This window comes from Rhabdochlamydiaceae symbiont of Dictyostelium giganteum (assembly GCF_964291045.1).
In the GTDB taxonomy this organism is placed as follows: Bacteria; Chlamydiota; Chlamydiia; order Chlamydiales; family Rhabdochlamydiaceae; genus PALSA-1444.
Map to the genome: position 1 here is coordinate 542,660 of NZ_OZ197277.1, position 16,874 is coordinate 559,533.

Consider the following 16,874-nt stretch of genomic DNA (forward strand, 5'->3'; position numbering starts at 1 on the left):
GTAGATGTTAAAATGATCTTACCGTTTTGAAGAAGAGGATCTTTGTTTTTTACTAAGATAAGAGCTAGGGGGATTTGATCTTAAAATCTCCCTTCCATTGAAACAAACAGGGCTTTCCTGTAGCATAGTGTTCCAATTTTACACCGAAAAAAGAGGAATGGGTAAACGGTTGCGAAGAGTTTTCATTTATACCTTAATTATTTTGATTGCAGGATGGTATTTCTTCCCTTCTCTTAAACAATTTGCCCGGCAAAAACACATTCCTTTCTTCTCTTCTTTAACATATCAAGACCCTTTACCTTCTCAGGAAGAGGCAAAAGAAGAGAGTACTTATCAAGAAGAGACTCTAGAACAACCTCTACTCTTCCCTTCAGTTAACCGGATTGGGCAATTGTTTTCTAAAGAAGAAGATCAGCTTCCAATCGTTGAAACCCTCACCTATACACCAGCTGTTTCTTGGCTCTCAGGGAGATCAGCTTGGCTAGGAGATTACGCAGCTTATTACAAAACACCTTCTCACTTCATTGCAAGAAGCTTAAATGGATCTTGTAACTATATAACCCCTAAAGTGTCACTAGGTAAAAAATTTAATGTCTTTAAAAAAGATAAGCCAATTCAATTTTCTCTTCTTTTAGATCTCTCTCAAAGAGTCATGGGATTTTATTACACCGATTTAGAGACGAAAGAGCATGTCTTTTTAAGAAGCTATCCTGTTGTGATCGGCAAGAAAGATGCGGGTGATCAAGAGAGCTTAACTCCCACTGGGAAATTTGTATTAGGGGATAAAACAGCTGTTTACCGGCCGGGTGTAAAAGGGCTCTTTCAAGGAAAACAGATTGAGATGATCTCTATCTTTGGAACGCGCTTTATCCCTCTTGAGCCCAATTTCTCACAAAAAAATTCCCTCTGTCACTTTAGCATTCATGGGCTTCCTTGGAGTTTGGATTCTGAAAGTGAGAAATGGCGTGAGATTGACCCTGTTTTAGTAGGTGATGCAAGTGAAGGATCCATCTGTATGAGAGCAGAAGATATAGAAGAGCTATTTTCCATCATTGTGACGAGGCCTACCGTCATTGAAATTGTTAAACATTTACAAGAGGCGCCCCTTTTTACAAGTGAGAGCGCCGCATTACAGAAAGAGTAGTAAAATAGTATGTTACCGCATGAAAAGCAAATTCAAGAATATGAAGACACCATTATGCAGTTTAAAAAGCAGCAAGTGTCTAACCCTTTACTCTCTGAATCTGAAATTGGCCATCTTGAGAAAAAGCTGAGTGAACTCAAAGAAAAAACGTATAGTAACCTTTCTCCTTGGGAAAGAGTGGCGATCTGTAGACACTCTGCAAGACCTAAAGCTCTAGACTACATCAAACATCTTGCAGAAGAGTTTCATGAGCTTGCAGGTGATCGTCTCTTTAGAGATGATCCAGCTGTCATTTGCGGATTTGCAAAAATTGGCGGAGTGAAGTTCATGCTCATTGCTCAAGAGAAGGGAAGTGATACAGAGTCACGTGTAAAGCACAACTTTGGAATGATGCATCCTGAAGGGTACCGTAAAGCGATGCGGTGCATGAGACTTGCAGCTAAATTTAATATCCCTGTTCTTTCCCTCATTGACACACTAGGGGCTTATCCTGGACTTGCTGCAGAAGAGAGAGGACAAGGGTGGGCAATTGCCCAAAATCTCTTTGAAATGGCAAGGCTTCCGACTCCCATCATTATTTTAGTGATTGGGGAGGGGTGCTCAGGGGGCGCTTTAGGGATTGGAGTAGGAGATGTCATCGGCATGTTAGAGCACAGCTACTACTCAGTCATTTCTCCAGAGGGGTGCGCTTCTATTTTATGGAAAGACGCTTCAAAAAATGAGATGGCTGCAAAAGCCCTTAAAATGCAGGCAGAAGAACTCATCAAATTTGGAGTGATTGATGATCTCATTAAAGAGCCTTTAGGAGGCGCTCATCATAACCCCTCTCAAGTGTATGAAGATGTAAAAAAGTATATCTTATCAAAATGGAATCATTTGAAACAGATCCCTATGGAAAAACTCATTGAAGAGAGATATGAGAAATTTAGATTGATGGGAAAGACCAAGGTAATGGAAGTCAAATAGAGAGAAGATATTTTTATATAAAATCCTTATCACTTAGCAGATCCTCTTCAATCAATTCTCTGATTTTTCAAAATTAGATCAGGCACTTCTCTATATAATAGTTGCCCGGGTGTTTACATTTTTTAATCTTTTTATTGGGTTTTTAGAATAAAACGCTGATATTTTTAAGAGGAATTTTTCATCGTTAATGATTTCAAACACATAATAAGTTCCTTCAGGTAAAAGGGAGAGTCAGGCTCTAATATGAAGGCTAGTATTAAAAGATCGAGTTTAAAAAGAATTGTTTTCCCATCACAGAGAGGAACGCCTTGTCTAGGAGATAGCCGATTTGCTAAACGGTAATAGGCGTGTGCATGATTGATCTCAAGTTGCACAGCGCGTTGATAGAGTTCTTTTTTTGAGGTCCATACTCCATTTATAAGCTGAATAGATTCTCCTTCTTTGAGCTGCTCTGCAAGAAAATAGTAGGGATGAGGAGCATTTGAACTCCGTTCAATTAAATGGAGATAGAGAGGTTTAAGAGAGGATAAAGTATAGCTAGTGATTTGAAGAGAGCGATCCACATTTCTCACTTCTTGCGTTTGTTTTTTAAAACAAAAGTAGGCGCTAATAGGCTCGCTCTCTTCTATTCCTTCATCTAGAGGAGCTTGAAGTAATCGAACTGTTTTGTCATAAAGCTCTTCATTAGAAGGAAAGCCGTTTGTTTGAAAGGAGTAAGAGGAGAGAGAGAGCCGCTCTAACCCTAGAAAAGCCTCTATTAAAGTAGGATCTAAGATAAGCGCTTCAACGTATAAATCTAATGGAGTTAAAGCTTTGAGAGAAGGCAAGAAGCTATAACGAGGATTTTTAATGATGACATAAAAACTGTTGGGATCAATAACGTCAAAATCATCTTGGTCTAATACGGGACGAAGGGATTCATTTATTTCTAATAGATCAGCAATTTTTGTATAAAGGCTAGCTTTTTTCAATGGATGATCTATGAAAAAATCGTAACGAGAATGGTAATTATTAAAGAGTTCAAGCGCCTTAATATAAATTTCTTTTTTTGTCACCATCTGCTTCACATCAAGGCACCAAGGAGCTTGAATAGATTGATTAGGGGTTAAGAGGTTTCCAAGAGCGATATATGAATAGAATATTTCACTCATCATCCTATCTTTTGGCAATCCAATATACGCTATTAAATGATCAACTGTATGATTATTTAGTGCACGCCATGGATTGTGTCTAGAGATAAAAGCATGGGTAGAATATTGCCAGCAATTATTCCTCTGTGATTTTGTTATTATTTTATTTAATTCTATATGTTTTTCAAGAGATAAAAGACTCTCAATCGGAGTACGGAATTTATATTCCATAAAATGCTTTATTTCTTCTTGATCCTCAATATTAAATTCTTGTATTTCTTCAGAAGAAAAACGTCTCCATTTAAGACATACATCAATAGGGACATTACATAGCACTTTGTATAGTTCAAGTTTTATATGGTGAGTTAGGAAACTTTTTTCAATAAGCCAAGTTAAGAGAGGAATTCTTGAAATTATGCGGGTTTCAAGATAGAGAAAGTTCTTAATCTTTTTAATATCTAAAGGGTGGGATTGATGGGGTATTGGTTGAAATAATCCAAAGAAGGCATCCAGTTCATAAAAACTGACACAAAATTGAGATTGACTGGTATTATATTGAATGTATGGAAAATTTTTACTAGAAAGTTTAAAATAAAGAGTGCTCTGAGGAAAAAAAGTAGTTATTTGTTGAATAAGTGCAGGAATATTTTTTTCGATTGATTCAAAAGAAAGAGATTGATTTAGCTGAAGGGAATGGATGATCTTTTGATAAACACTGCTTTGATCTTCCATCATCCCTTTTTGCCTTACAGCAAGATGAAGTTGATTTCCTTGCTGGATGAGATAAAAAAGCTCTCTTGCTAACTCTTTTGTAAAGAGCTGCTGCTGATTGAGAGAAACTCTCTTCAAAATTTGAGGCTCTATTTCATAATAAGAAATATTTGCAATAGAAAGAATATTATCCACATCTTGAGGATCAATATTAAATGCTGTAATACGAAGAAGCTGAGCGATACCTTGGATCACAGAGGGATGAGCATGATAGATGCTTTGAAGAGAATCTGCTAAATAACGGTAAGCATAAAAATTTAAGGGGCCATGCTCTAAAGCTCTAAAGTATAAACTGAGGATAAAATAAGGAAACAGTTCTTTTATCTTTTGTCGAAGAACATTAAGAGCGTTTTGATATGTTTGAATACTAGGATTGTTATTAACACTAGGACTGTCCAAGTGTTTATGAGCTCTAATAATATGAAGATCTTCATAGTAATCGCCATTGTAAAGGATATTATTTAGCGTCAAAAATAGATGAGGAGAGAAGCTAGATTGTTCATAAATAAGATCGTGATATTGTAGAAACACTTCAGGGTTCATCAGTTCTTGCTTATAGACAAGAAAATTTTGTGAATAATTGTCTATAAAAAATCTAGCTAGGTTACAATAAAAATGGGAGTTTGAAGGATTTTTTTGTAAAGTTTGCACCCATATCTCTAAGGGAACTACAGAAAGCTCATCTAAAGAGCTTTGAGGATGAACCATCTGAGCAAAAGGGCAGTTGGTTAGATTATCCGTAAGAGAATCCAAGTTGTTATTTTGCTGATAGTATTTAAAAAAGGGTGATAATGCTTCTATATTCTGGATTGTTAGATGGATAGAATTGTCAAAAAAAGATTGTCGATTAAGCAACCTCGATAATACGGCATACAGAAAAGATTGGTAGATATAACACCCTTTTTGAGGAGAGAAAAGAGAGAGAGACTCTTCCGTATTTAACAGTTGAATGATAGATAGAGGACTTTCTCGTCTTTGGCAAATTTTTGCGATACATTGATTCAACGTGATAAAATGGGCTTGTCCCATACTGCACACATTTAAAGAGCTAGAAGTCAAAGGCATAAACTGAATGACTTTTGTTACTAGATCCTCGTATGATAGAAGCGTGTGATCAATTAAGGTGAGGATATATTCAGTAGAAGAGGGGACATATTCTTGGGGAAGTATAGAATCAGTAAAGGTTGACTCATAAGAAAAATAAAAGTCCAAGAGTCCATAATAAGCAGCAAATTGAGAGGGATTCAGATGAATACTTATTAAATAAAATAGGGCTCTTGGATGGTTTTTATTGATCCCATTACTCCAGCCATAACGATAATCTTTTAAGCAATCTGCAAGAAGTGCATACGGTCTTGAGCTATGGGGCGCATCACAAATAGCCTCTGAAATTAAGGAAAACACCCATTTGATAATCATGTCACTCAGTCCTCTCGATTGTCCTTTAACAAAGATCACTTTAGCAAAGTAGGGGTAAAGTTCTTTATTTTTTAATAAATCTTGCTGAGATATGAGGTTTTGAAATGCCAGCTCAAGATTTTCCTGAGATAAGGGGCTTTGATGGATGTCAATAGATATTAGAAACTCTTCATAGATTTTCTCACTTTGTTTAAATGCCTCTTCTTCATTTAAATAAGAACTTGTAATAGATTTTTCTTTTTGAATCAGGGAGATTAGCTTTTGAATAGTTTGATAAGCATCATAAGTTTTACTGTAATATAGAAGACTTGTGAAAATGAGTTGATAGTTGTACAGCTTGACTTCAGAAGAGAAATCAGCAATAGAGAGTTTTTCAAGAAAAGAGGCAAAACAAGGATCTTTTAATAAAGAGGGGCTTTCATAAAGTCGTTGTAAGCCAGGAGCGCTATGACCACACTTTATTGCTTTGATAATTAAATCTTCTTTTTTTAAGTGTTTTTCAAAAAGTGTAACGGTTTCTTGATGAGTGAGCTTATTCACAAGATGGCAATATAAGACCCCTTGATCAGGATGATCGTGCAGTGCTTTAATCCACTCTTCTTTAGGAATAGCTTCAATCTCTATTAAGCTAAGATGGGGATTAAATATTTGATGATCTAAAGGCAATTTAAAGGTCTGCATAGCAGAAGATATTTTATCTATAGATACCGGATCTGAGGTTAAGGAAGGGTAGGTGTATTTTTGAGGATCTAATGGAGATGAAGAGTTATTTAATCCTTGAAGTAAAGAAATATTTCCAAGGCCTTGTTGCTGGACTTCTTGTGAGAGATGAGACGCCTCTTTTAAAGAAGATGGGCATATTTTCTTTATATGGTCTTCAGGAGAAGAAGGTAATAAAGATTCATTAGAAGGGAGGGTATTATTTTCTTCTAAAGATGTGCGAGGTCTAATTGTCATAGGTCATCTCACTAAAAAAAGTAAAAATTTTATGATGTTATTATAATCAAACGGAGTGAATATAGCTAAACAGCGTAAAAAGAGAAAGATGTTTTTTTAGTGGCAGTTTTAGATTAACCAATAGATTTTTTAGTCCGCAAAGATATCTTTAAGCGTAGGTTTTTTCTTGTTTATCTGGATATATAGCCTATATTTCAAAAAATCTTTCCTTTTAATTTTTTAAGAGAGATTTTTTACTTAAGATAAGTCACTGATATTTATTGGTATTAGACTCCAACCTAGTTTTTCTTACTTGTTGTTGATGACAGCATATCAGCTGCATTTCAAAAAAACAAAATATATCATATTTTCTTTTTTCAACCATTTTCTAAAAAATAAAATAGATAAAAATTAAAAATTTTATTTTTTTATGTAATCTGGAATTGGCATTGATAAAAACTTCTTAGAAAATTTTATTTTTTTACGCTTAGTGTAAAATTCGTTAGTAGGAAGAGCTTTTTTTCTCCTTCTAAAATCTATTTGGCTCATGGTATTAAACTCCTATTCTCAGTAAACTATATACCACTATGATTCTTCTTTTTAAAGCAGCTCTAAGGAGCCGAAAGCATCTGGCTCTTCTCATCACAAGTTTTCTCACCCTGATTGCTCTAACGATTGCAAATTTTTTGGAAATTTCAGCACTGGGCATTTTAATCAATGCAGATACGCTCTCTCAGCTAGCCTCTAATCAAAAAATTTCTCCCTCTATTTTAAACTTAGCGGGAAGTAGTGATGAAAAAAACCCTCTTCAGTGGGTTATTGGAAAGGCCCAAGCTCTCTCTGGCGAAGTCTCTAGCTTTACGGTGCTGATTTCGGTACTGTTAGGGGTCGCTCTTTTTAAAGCGCTTGCGTTATTTTGGAGTAGATATATGACTCAAATCATGGCGATTCGTATTAGCCGTGATTTAAGACTTCAATACTTTGAGCATATTCAAACGCTTCCGATGAGTTTTTATCAAAAGCATAATATTGGAAGTCTTTCTTCAAGAGTGGTAGGAGATGCTAATCAAATTGCATTATCTATTAACTCCTTTTTAACCAACTACCTTCACGCTCCTTTTACGGTTCTGATCACCCTCATCACCTGCTTTATCAGCTCATGGCAGCTCTCTTTAATTGTTTTCTTAGGGGTTCCTCTCATTGCTTTTCCGATTGTAACGCTTGCAAAGCGGGTGAGGAAAGTGTCTAAGCTTTTGCAATCTAATCAAGAAAAATTTGCCTCTGTGCTCATTGATTTTCTAGCTGGAATTCAAACGGTGAAGATCTTTGCCATGGAGTCTTTTTCGTTTAAAAAGTATGAAGAGCAAAATGACCGTATGGCGATGCTAGAGAGTAAAAATGCAAAATATGCTCTTTTAACACGGCCTATTCTCCATTTCATCACAACCATTTGTCTTGCATCAGTTGTGTTATTTGGGCTTTTAGTTCTTGGCATTTCTGTCTCCCAGCTTGTGATTTTTTGTGGCTTTTTGCAACTCTCTTATGAAACGCTTAAAAAATTTGGAGATGAGAATGCCAATATGCAAAGGGGTATTGCAGCTGCAGAGCGGATGTTTGAAGTGCTTCACTTAAGACCTGAAATTGAAGATGCCCCTCATGCCATCATGCTGACAGAATTTAAAGATAAAATTGAGTTTCATCATGTGGGATTTCGTTATGCAGAGAAGTGGATCTTAAAAGATTTAAGCTTTACGGTGAAAAAAGGGGAGACAGTTGCCATTGTGGGTCCAACAGGATCTGGTAAGTCCACCATTGTGCAGCTCATTCCTCGCCTTTATGAGGTGCAAGAAGGAAACATTACCATTGATGGAAAACCGCTTTCAGCCTATACCCAAAAATCGATCCGTGAGCAAATCGGGTTTGTTCCTCAAAAACCGTTTCTTTTCTCAGATACTATTTCAGCAAATATTTCTTTTGGAAAACCGTTTTCAGAGAAAGAGATCAAACAAGCTGCCATTAAAGCACACGCTGATGAGTTTATTACAAAGCTCTCTTCTGGGTATGAGAGCTTAGTGGCAGAGTCAGGTCAAAATCTCTCCGGCGGGCAGCAGCAGAGACTAGCGATTGCAAGAGCGCTTGTGAAAAAAGCTCCCATCTTAGTGCTTGATGAGGCCACCTCTTCTTTAGATGTGCTAAGTGAACATAAAATTAAGGCAGCCATTCAAGATTTGCATGGAGAGGTGACTCAAATTATTATTGCGCATAGATTAGGGACCATTCAACATGCTGACCGTATTATCTTTCTCGATCAAGGTGTTAAGCTGGCAGAAGGGACAAAAGAGGAACTTCTCAAAAGCTGTGAGCCTTTCCGATTGATGTGGGATATGCTCAGTCATAAAGAAGAGAGTGGCGCAGGGTAAAATACCTACTTTCTCTATATAAAAATAAAGCAAAAAGATCTCAATAATCTGAGCTTTAAAGGGTGTAATATTCAGGATACAGCGTATAATTTTTTTTAATTCGTGCTTTACTTGAACTGAAAATATTGATAAGATCCAATATCTCACAAATAGGTAAGCTAGGGGATCAAGTGATAACTTGATATCCTTTGATCACCTTTTAGCTGAAAAACATAACCCAAAAGTTATCATATGACAATTAGACCTTATGCTTTAATAGCAGATCAATCAATGTCTCTTGATTCCCCAGAAAATTTATCACATTTAGCAAGAAGTAATGATGAAAATTCCTCTAAAAAACTCAAAGTAGAAGTTTCAAAAACAGATCAGGTCGCAAAAGGTATTTTAAAAGCAAATACCAATAAAAATATTGATGATGGGTCAGATGTTTTAAATACACATCCAGCCATAGAGCCCTTGAGTGATAAATCTGGCATAGACAAAACATTTTTTATTCAGGCAATTAATTGTAATTCTCAAGAGGGGAATGCTTATCATAACCTTGCAAAGCTTCTACAAAATGATGAAACAGTTCAGCTTTTAAATGGCGAGGTCTATACAAAAAAAGAGCTTTATCTGAAAGCTATCCAGTTAAATCCTAAATATGAAAATGCTTACAATAGTCTTGCAAATTTTTTAGAAGATGATGAAACGGTTCAGCTTTTAAATGGAGACGTTTATACATCAAAAGAGCTTTATCTAAAAGCCATTGATTTAAATCCTAAAGGGGAAAATCCTTACTATAATATTGCAAATCTTTTAGAAAATGATGACAGGGTAACGCTTTTAAACGGGGAAATTTATACAACTCAAGAGCTTTATCTGAAAGCCATTGATTTAAACCCTAAAGTTGAAGATTTTTACTGTAATCTTGCAAGCTCTCTAGAAGGGGATAAAACAGTCCAGCTTTTGAACGGGGAAATCTATACAAAAAAAGAGCTTTATCTGAAGGCAATTGATTTAAACCCCAAATATGAAAATGCTTACTATAATCTTGCAAGTTCCTTAGAAGATGATGAAATAGTTCAGCTTTTAAGCGGGGAGGTCTATACCAATAAACAGCTTTATCTTAAAGCCATTGATTTAAATCCTAAAGATGAAATTATTTACAATGATCTTGCAAATCTTCTAGAAAAAGATGAAATAATTCAGCTTTTAAATGGAGAAGGTTATACAGCTAAAGAGCTTTATTTTAAAGCTATCCAATTAAATCCCGACAATGAAGCTTCTTACTATAATCTTGCGATTCTTTTAGCCAGGGGTGAAACAGTCCAACTTTTAAGTGGGGAAATCTGTACGCAAAAAGAGCTGTATCTTAAGGTAATTGATTTGAATCCTAACAACTTGAACGCTTACAATAATATTGCGACTTGCTTAGAAAAAGATGAATGTATAGAGCTTTTAAGTGGAGAAATCTATACACAAAAAGGACTTTATCTTAAGGCACTTGAGTTAAATTCTAAAGATATGAACGCTTACAATAACCTTGCGAATCTTTTAGAAAAAGATGAATGTATAGAGCTTTTAAGTGGAGAAATCTATACAAAAAAAGAGCTTTATTTTAAGGCACTTGAGTTAAATCCTAAAGATATGAACGCTTACAATAACCTTGCGAATCTTTTAGAAAATAATGAAAAGGCAAAGCTTTTAAGTGGAGAAATCTATACAAAAAAAGAGCTTTATTTTAAGGCACTTGAGTTAAATTCTAAAGATATGAACGCTTACAATAACCTTGCGTCTTGTTTAGAAAAAGATGAAAAGGTAAAGCTTTTAAGTGGAGAAATCTATACAACTAAAGAGCTTTATCTGAAGGCGATTGAGTTAAATCCTAAAGATATGAACGCTTACAGTAACCTTGCATCTTGTTTAGAAAAAGATGAAACAATTCAGCTTTTAAATGGGGGAATCTATACTCAAAAAGAGCTTTACCTTAAGGCGATTGATTCAAACTCTAAAGATGGTTATGCTTACTCTAGCCTTGCTGCTCTTTTAGCAGGAGATGAAACAATTCAGCTTTTAAATGGGGAAATCTATACAAAAAAAGAGCTTTATCTGAAGGCGATTGATTCAAACTCTAAAGATGGTTATGCTTACTCTAGCCTGACTGCTCTTTTAGCAGGAGATGAGACAATTCAGCTTTTAAATGGGGAAGTCTATACCCCAAAAGAGCTTTATCTTAAGGTGATTGATTTAAATCCTACAGATGAAGATTCCTATTTCAATCTCGCTACTCTTTTAATAAAAAATGAAGATATAGAGCTTTTAAATGGAGAAATCTATACTCAAAAAGAGCTGTATCTTAAGGTAATTGATTTAAATCCTGCAGATGAAGATTCCTATTTTAATCTTGCTACTCTTTTAGCAAAAAATGAAGAGATAGAGCTTTTAAGTGGGGAAACCTATACCCAAAAAGAGCTTTATCTTGAGGTACTTGATTTAAACTCTAAAAATCAAAATGCTTATATTAATCTTGCGGCTTGCTTGAAAAAAGATGAAATAATAACGTTTTTTAATGGAGAAACCTATACAAAGAAGGACCTTTATTGTAAGCTCATTGAGCTAAACCCTCAAGATGCAGAGGCTTGCTTTAATCTTGCAAATCTTCTTAAAGATGACGAAACGATTCAAATTTCAAATGAGGGGATCTACACAAAGAAGGAACTCTATTGCAAGGGTATAGATCAACTCTCATCTGGAAAAGTCCCCTCTCAAGCTAAGAAATATTTACAGGCCATCTATATTCAAGAAATTGAAAAAAATCCAAATAGCATAGAAAGTTATTTCAACTTAATTACAATCAGTCAAGGGCGCCCTATTCATTTAAACAATGGAATGGAAGTAGATAGTGAATTTTATTTCAAAGAGGTTGTTCATCTAGATCCCATTAATACTTTTAGTGCGCGATTCGCTTCGGGTTTTTTATCTATTGCTTCTCATCTATCTCATAAAACAAAATCTCTTCTTCAAGAATTAAATAATAAATTTACGATTGAAGATGAATTTTTAAGAGCTCGGCTACTCAAGGAAGGGGCTTCTTTAACACTCAAAAATGGAGAGGTATTTTCTGCAAAAGCCCTTTATGAACATGCACTTCCACTTCTTTCATCGCTATATTTAAAGCGTCAGGGAGATAGAGAAGTGGGAGATTATCTCTCTTCCAGAAAGCCTATTATACTACAAGATGGAGTCAAATTTACGAAATTAATGGCCTATACATATGCCTATCAACAGCATTTATTTAAGTCTATTTTCACAAAAATAGGTGATGCACTGCATCCTGAGGAGCGCATTTTATTGGATGGAAAGTTTTATGACAAAAGAGGCTGCTATGAAGAGGCTAGCGCACATAAGAAGAATCCTACAAATCTCTTAAGGCGAGCAGAATCATTTTATCCTCATGAACAGTTAAGAAAGGGCAATTTATTTCATAAAATTTTAGAAAAAGTTTATCAAATGACAAAGGATCGCTTAGGAGCTTACGCAATATTAGCGAGAATGCTTTCTGGGTATGAACTTAAAGGCCCAGAATTTAAATATCTCTGTATTTTTGGAGAATATCTTAAAGAGCATCCCTATATTCAAGATGAAGGTTTTCCCCAATCTATAAATAGCCGTTATGAAAATTTAGATCATCTGGGTATTAGTGATGAGCTTTATTTGACCAAGAAACAGGAATTTTTACTTGAATTTCTTAAGTATAGGCCCTCTTGTGAAGAGGCTTATGTGGCTCTTGCTACAAGTTTTCAAGATGCTTTCATCATTCATGATAAGAGCTATGCTTCAAAAGAGGCGCTTTATCTCAAAGCCATCGATATTAATCCAGAGTACAGCTTACCTTATTTCCTTCTAGGAAAAGAGCTTTTTCATCAAAAGATAGAGAATATTGAGCTTTTAAATGGGGTCACCCTATCTTGTAAACAGCTTCTGATGAGAGCCGTTCAATTAGGCACATATGAAGCCAGAGCTTACCACTTAGCAGCTATGATGATGGATGATAGGGACGGAATTCTTCTTTTTGATGAGAAGACCATTCTTTCAAGAGGAGATCTCTTCATCCGCGCCTTTGAACTAGATATCACACGGGTTATCGACTTGAAAAATTTTATCCATTACATAAAAAGAAATCAAAAATTGATGGGATCATGCTGAGTATGAATCCCATGTGGTTTTTAAATGAGATTGAGTTTAGCAAGAGCTTCTTTTAGATCTTTATTTTCTATCTTATCAAGAGCGCCATTTTTCTTGAGCCAATCAAGATAGTTAGGAGGCACTTCTGAAAGAGCTCTTCCTTGATATTTCCCAAACGGCATCCGGTTAATATCTTGTGTTTCATAAAGAAGGGAAAAAGCGGTTTCAATCGGGATATCATCAAACATCACAGAAAAAATACGGTAAAGCGTGATCACGTCATCTAGCGCTCTATGAGCTTGATTGGATTCAAAACCGTAAATTTCTCTTAACGCTTGAAGCGCATGGCTGGGAAGATCGGGCCGGTATTTACGGGCCCATTTGAGGGTATCAAACTGTTTCCAGGCAGGGAAAATCAGATTTGCTCTAGCAGCTTCTGCCGCAAGAAAATGTTTATCGAACCGGTCGTTGTTATGGGCAATTAAGATCACATCTTCTCCGCAAAACTCCATGAACTCTAATCCTACAACTCCAAAAGTAGGGGCATCTGCAACCATGCTATCTGTAATGGAGGTAATGGCTGTTGATTCCGCAGGGATGGGGCACTCAGGGTTAACAAGCTTAACAAAAGTTGCATCTCTGATAGGATCGTACGCTGCAATTTCAATGATACGGTCTTTTTCAGAACGGACGCCTGTTGTTTCTGTATCGTAATAGATGGGTCTTAAGGGCATACTTTTCCTTTAAAGTAGTTCATGAGCTAAATGTAAATTATCTTGACTCAGTGTTTTTGAAAGATCTTCAATGGTGGTTTTAACCGACTCTTGGGCTTGCATTTTCTTATCAATCAGTTTAACACTTGCCATCACTGTGGAGTGATCTCTTGAGAAAATTTCTCCAATTTGCGCGTAAGGAAGATGTAAAAGGTGACGGCAGAGATACATCGTCATTTGTCTTGCAAAGGTGTGGTCTTGAGATTGCGATTTACCCAGTAAATCTGTCACATGAAGATCAAAAGATCTCGCCACCACTTTTAAAATCACCTGAGGTGTGAGCGCCTTTTTTTGCTCTTCTTTAAAAAGAGGCAGTAGCCACTTTTCTAAAAGCGCTTTTGTAATGAGGGTGTCTTTTAGATGCGGTCTTAAAAGGTCAATTGCTCTATTAAGTAACGGGATGGAGTGAAAAGAAGCGAGACAAAAATGCACCGCATGCTCAGGGAGCTGGATATTTTTTGAGATGATTTTTTGTTTAAAGTAGTTGTGAAGATCTAAAGGAGAAGGAGCGCTTAAAGAAAGCACAAGGCCCCATTCAAAACGGCTAGTTAGTCTTGGTTCAATCCCTTTAAGCTGAGAGGGGAGCTCTCTTCCTGCTAATATGATTTGTTTTCCTGCTAAATGGAGCGCGTTAAAGGTGTGGAAGAGCTCTTCTTGAGAAGCGCTCCTGTCAGCTAGCGTTTCTACTTCATCGATGATTAACACATCATGCTTACGGTAGTGCTCTCTTAGAAGAGGCATGAGCCCTGACCGAATGGCTGCAACAATATGCTGCGTAAACCTATCGGCTTTAATGTAAAAAAACGACTTGTTTTGTTTTTTAAATTCTTGGCAAGCTGCCATGAGAAGATGGGTTTTTCCTGTTTCTTTAGGGCCATAGAGATAAAGAGGGTTAAACTGATTATCTTTAATGCACTCTTTAAATAAAGAAAAATGCAAATCGTTTGTTTCCCCAGGAAAGAAAGAGTCTAAAGTGGCAGTAGAGATGAGAAAATCTGCTGTAAGATCAAGAGTAGGCTTCCACTCTTTTTTTAAACTAGCCGCTCCAGATCCCATTAAAGAGAGGTGAATTTGAATCGCTCTACCATTAGCTGTTTTAAAGGAGCTTTTTGCAAGCGGGCGCAAATATTGCTCAAACCAGTGAACCTGGAAAGGGTCACTGGCTTCTAGATAGAGATTTACCGCATCAAAATCGACGATCTTAAGGCTTTTGACCCAACGGTCAATCGCATCGGATCCTAGCCGATCTTTTTGCTTTTCAAGGAAAAGATCCCACTCTTTCACACACGGATGCCTTTATGCTTTGTCCACCACTGTTGTAAAATGGCAAGGAGCATCGATGAGAGCCAATAGATGTTAAGCCCTGAGGGGAATTTATAAAATAACACCGTGAAGACAACAACCATAATATTTCCCATCATTTTCTGCTGCTTTTGCTGCTCTGAGGGCTCTTTTCCGTAAGCTGTCTGAGGTGTACTCATCCGTTGTTGGAAAAACATCACAACCCCTAAAAGAACAGGCAGAAGGTGGAAAGAATTCCCCAGCATCCAGAGCGGTGTGCCCCATGAGAAGACAACATCTGGAGAGGTGAGGTTTGGGATCCATCCGGGAATAAAAGAGACGCCTCTTAGCTCAAATGTCGATTTTAATAAATCAAACATTCCCATTAAAAAGGGCATCTGAATTAAAAGAGGAAGACATCCCCCTAATGGGTTGACGCCGTGCTCTTTATAGAGATTCATGATTTCAATTTGCGCTCTCTTCGGATCTTTTTTATGCCGCTCTTGAAGGGCTGCAAGTTTAGGAGAGAGCTTTTGCATTTTGAGTGTCGATTTAATAGACCATGCATTTAAAGGGTACATCATGAGTCTTAAAGCAATCGTTAATAAGATGATGGAAAATCCCCAAGAGTGGATCGTAGCATGAAATAGTTTCATGAGTAAGAAAAGAAACTGGGCAAAAGGCTCTGAGATAAAAGCAAACCATCCATGAAGAGACTGCATACCAGAGAAGTTTGCATGAAAGACCGCATCATTTTGCTTAAGGATTGTAGAGTCTAGAGGACCTGCAAAGACGCGGAATGTGTACTCTTTTGTATTTTTATTCAAAGGGACGTGGATGTTATAGCCTGGAAACTGATTGACAGGGTATCTGTCATGTTCTGCATCAATGCTAGATAGTCTTGAGGGGGCTTTTTCCCCTGCAATCTGCTCTGCTTGAATGGATGTTTCAATCCCTTTTTCGGGGTTTAAAAGAAGCGCAAAAAAACCGTTAGAATTAGAAACCCACTCAGGATGCCGCTCAATAGTAACAAGGCTTTTTTTAGGGAGGCTAATCAGCTGCACAATCTCTCTTTGACGAAGATTTTTATAGAGATACTTCAGAGAGGGAGAGGCGTTTCCTGAAATGATTTCGACTTCAGGGATTCCTGTTGTGATGTGAAGAGCGCTAGGGTCTTGATGAGCTTTAACTTTAAGCTCAAAACTATACGGCGTTTTTGAGGCTTCTAAGGGGAGTGTATAGGTTTTAGTGAGAGTGATGCCGCCTGTTATGCCTTCTAACTCAATGCAGTTTTTCTCAAGTTTTTTTACACGGTATTGAGTTAAAGCGGTTTCTGGATCAGAAGTAGCTGTTGAGAGCGCATAATAATAAGGAGAGAGATTTCTTCTTAAGAGCGGGTAGTAGCCGCCGACTTTTCCTTGAGGAAAACTCCCTTGGTAAGATGTGTAAGAAGAGGCAGGGAAGTGATCCAGCTGAGGGTAATCTTTTTCTAAAATGTCATCGATATTGATTTTCTTAATGACGCTTGGAGAAGAGGGGGTTTGTAAAGGGAGGTTGATTTCTGCAACCGCACCGTTAAGAGAAGAGATGACAAGCTGTTGGTAGTCATTTTCAATCACATAAAATTTTTCTTTTGATGACTCAGGTACAGTACTCACTGCTTGAATAGGCGCCATCTCTTGGATCGGTTGTTGTCTAAGCTCTCGAGGAGGGAATAAAAAATGGTTCAGTGCAAAAAAGGTTGTCGTCATTAAAACGACAAATAGGAGTGATTTTCGGTCCATGGTAATCTCTTTATGGGTTAGCAATTGATAGACAGCTTAAAAAAGATGACTCTCTTTTCATCAGCTATCGCTCTTTTTTCATC

General features: G+C 36.8%; 8 protein-coding genes. 4 read left to right on the forward strand and 4 right to left on the reverse strand.

Features of this window, described 5'->3' with window-relative positions:
* The first annotated feature begins 157 nt into the window (after positions 1-157).
* Both ACI7T6_RS01855 and ACI7T6_RS01860 read left to right on the forward strand, forming a co-directional pair.
* Positions 158-1,144 carry a L,D-transpeptidase gene (locus ACI7T6_RS01855; RefSeq protein WP_404665896.1) on the forward strand — a complete coding sequence of 329 codons (987 nt, stop codon included), beginning with the start codon at positions 158-160 and terminating at the stop codon, positions 1,142-1,144.
* Positions 1,145-1,153: 9 nt separating this feature from the next.
* Positions 1,154-2,110, forward strand: coding sequence for an acetyl-CoA carboxylase carboxyltransferase subunit alpha (locus ACI7T6_RS01860; RefSeq protein WP_404665897.1), 957 nt, complete (start codon positions 1,154-1,156; stop codon positions 2,108-2,110).
* A gap of 164 nt (positions 2,111-2,274) precedes the next feature.
* Here ACI7T6_RS01860 and ACI7T6_RS01865 read toward each other — a convergent pair whose 3' ends face one another.
* Positions 2,275-6,387, reverse strand: coding sequence for a hypothetical protein (locus tag ACI7T6_RS01865; protein WP_404665898.1), 4,113 nt, complete (start codon positions 6,385-6,387; stop codon positions 2,275-2,277).
* A 566-nt stretch (positions 6,388-6,953) separates the two neighbouring features.
* On the opposite strand from ACI7T6_RS01865, the gene ACI7T6_RS01870 reads away from it, so the two are divergent.
* Together ACI7T6_RS01870 and ACI7T6_RS01875 are read left to right on the forward strand one after the other, a co-directional pair.
* Positions 6,954-8,786, forward strand: coding sequence for an ABC transporter ATP-binding protein (locus ACI7T6_RS01870; protein ID WP_404665899.1), 1,833 nt, complete (start codon positions 6,954-6,956; stop codon positions 8,784-8,786).
* Between the two features lie 231 nt (positions 8,787-9,017).
* Positions 9,018-12,974: a tetratricopeptide repeat protein gene (locus tag ACI7T6_RS01875; protein ID WP_404665900.1), complete on the forward strand. Its 3,957-nt coding sequence runs from the start codon at positions 9,018-9,020 to the stop codon at positions 12,972-12,974.
* A gap of 20 nt (positions 12,975-12,994) precedes the next feature.
* On the opposite strand, the gene ACI7T6_RS01880 is transcribed toward ACI7T6_RS01875, so the two are convergent.
* Genes ACI7T6_RS01880 through yidC form a run of 3 tightly spaced genes read right to left on the reverse strand, consistent with a single transcriptional unit; the run spans position 12,995 to position 16,791 of the window.
* On the reverse strand, positions 12,995-13,687 hold the full coding sequence (locus ACI7T6_RS01880) for a putative quorum-sensing-regulated virulence factor (protein ID WP_404665901.1): 693 nt from the start codon (positions 13,685-13,687) through the stop codon (positions 12,995-12,997).
* Positions 13,688-13,696: 9 nt separating this feature from the next.
* Positions 13,697-15,010: a DnaA ATPase domain-containing protein gene (locus ACI7T6_RS01885; RefSeq protein WP_404665902.1), complete on the reverse strand. Its 1,314-nt coding sequence runs from the start codon at positions 15,008-15,010 to the stop codon at positions 13,697-13,699.
* Positions 15,007-16,791 (reverse strand): membrane protein insertase YidC, encoded by a 1,785-nt coding sequence (gene yidC / locus ACI7T6_RS01890; protein WP_404665903.1) that lies wholly within the window; start codon positions 16,789-16,791, stop codon positions 15,007-15,009. The genes ACI7T6_RS01885 and yidC overlap by 4 nt, the downstream gene beginning before the upstream one ends.
* Positions 16,792-16,874: the final 83 nt, after the last annotated feature.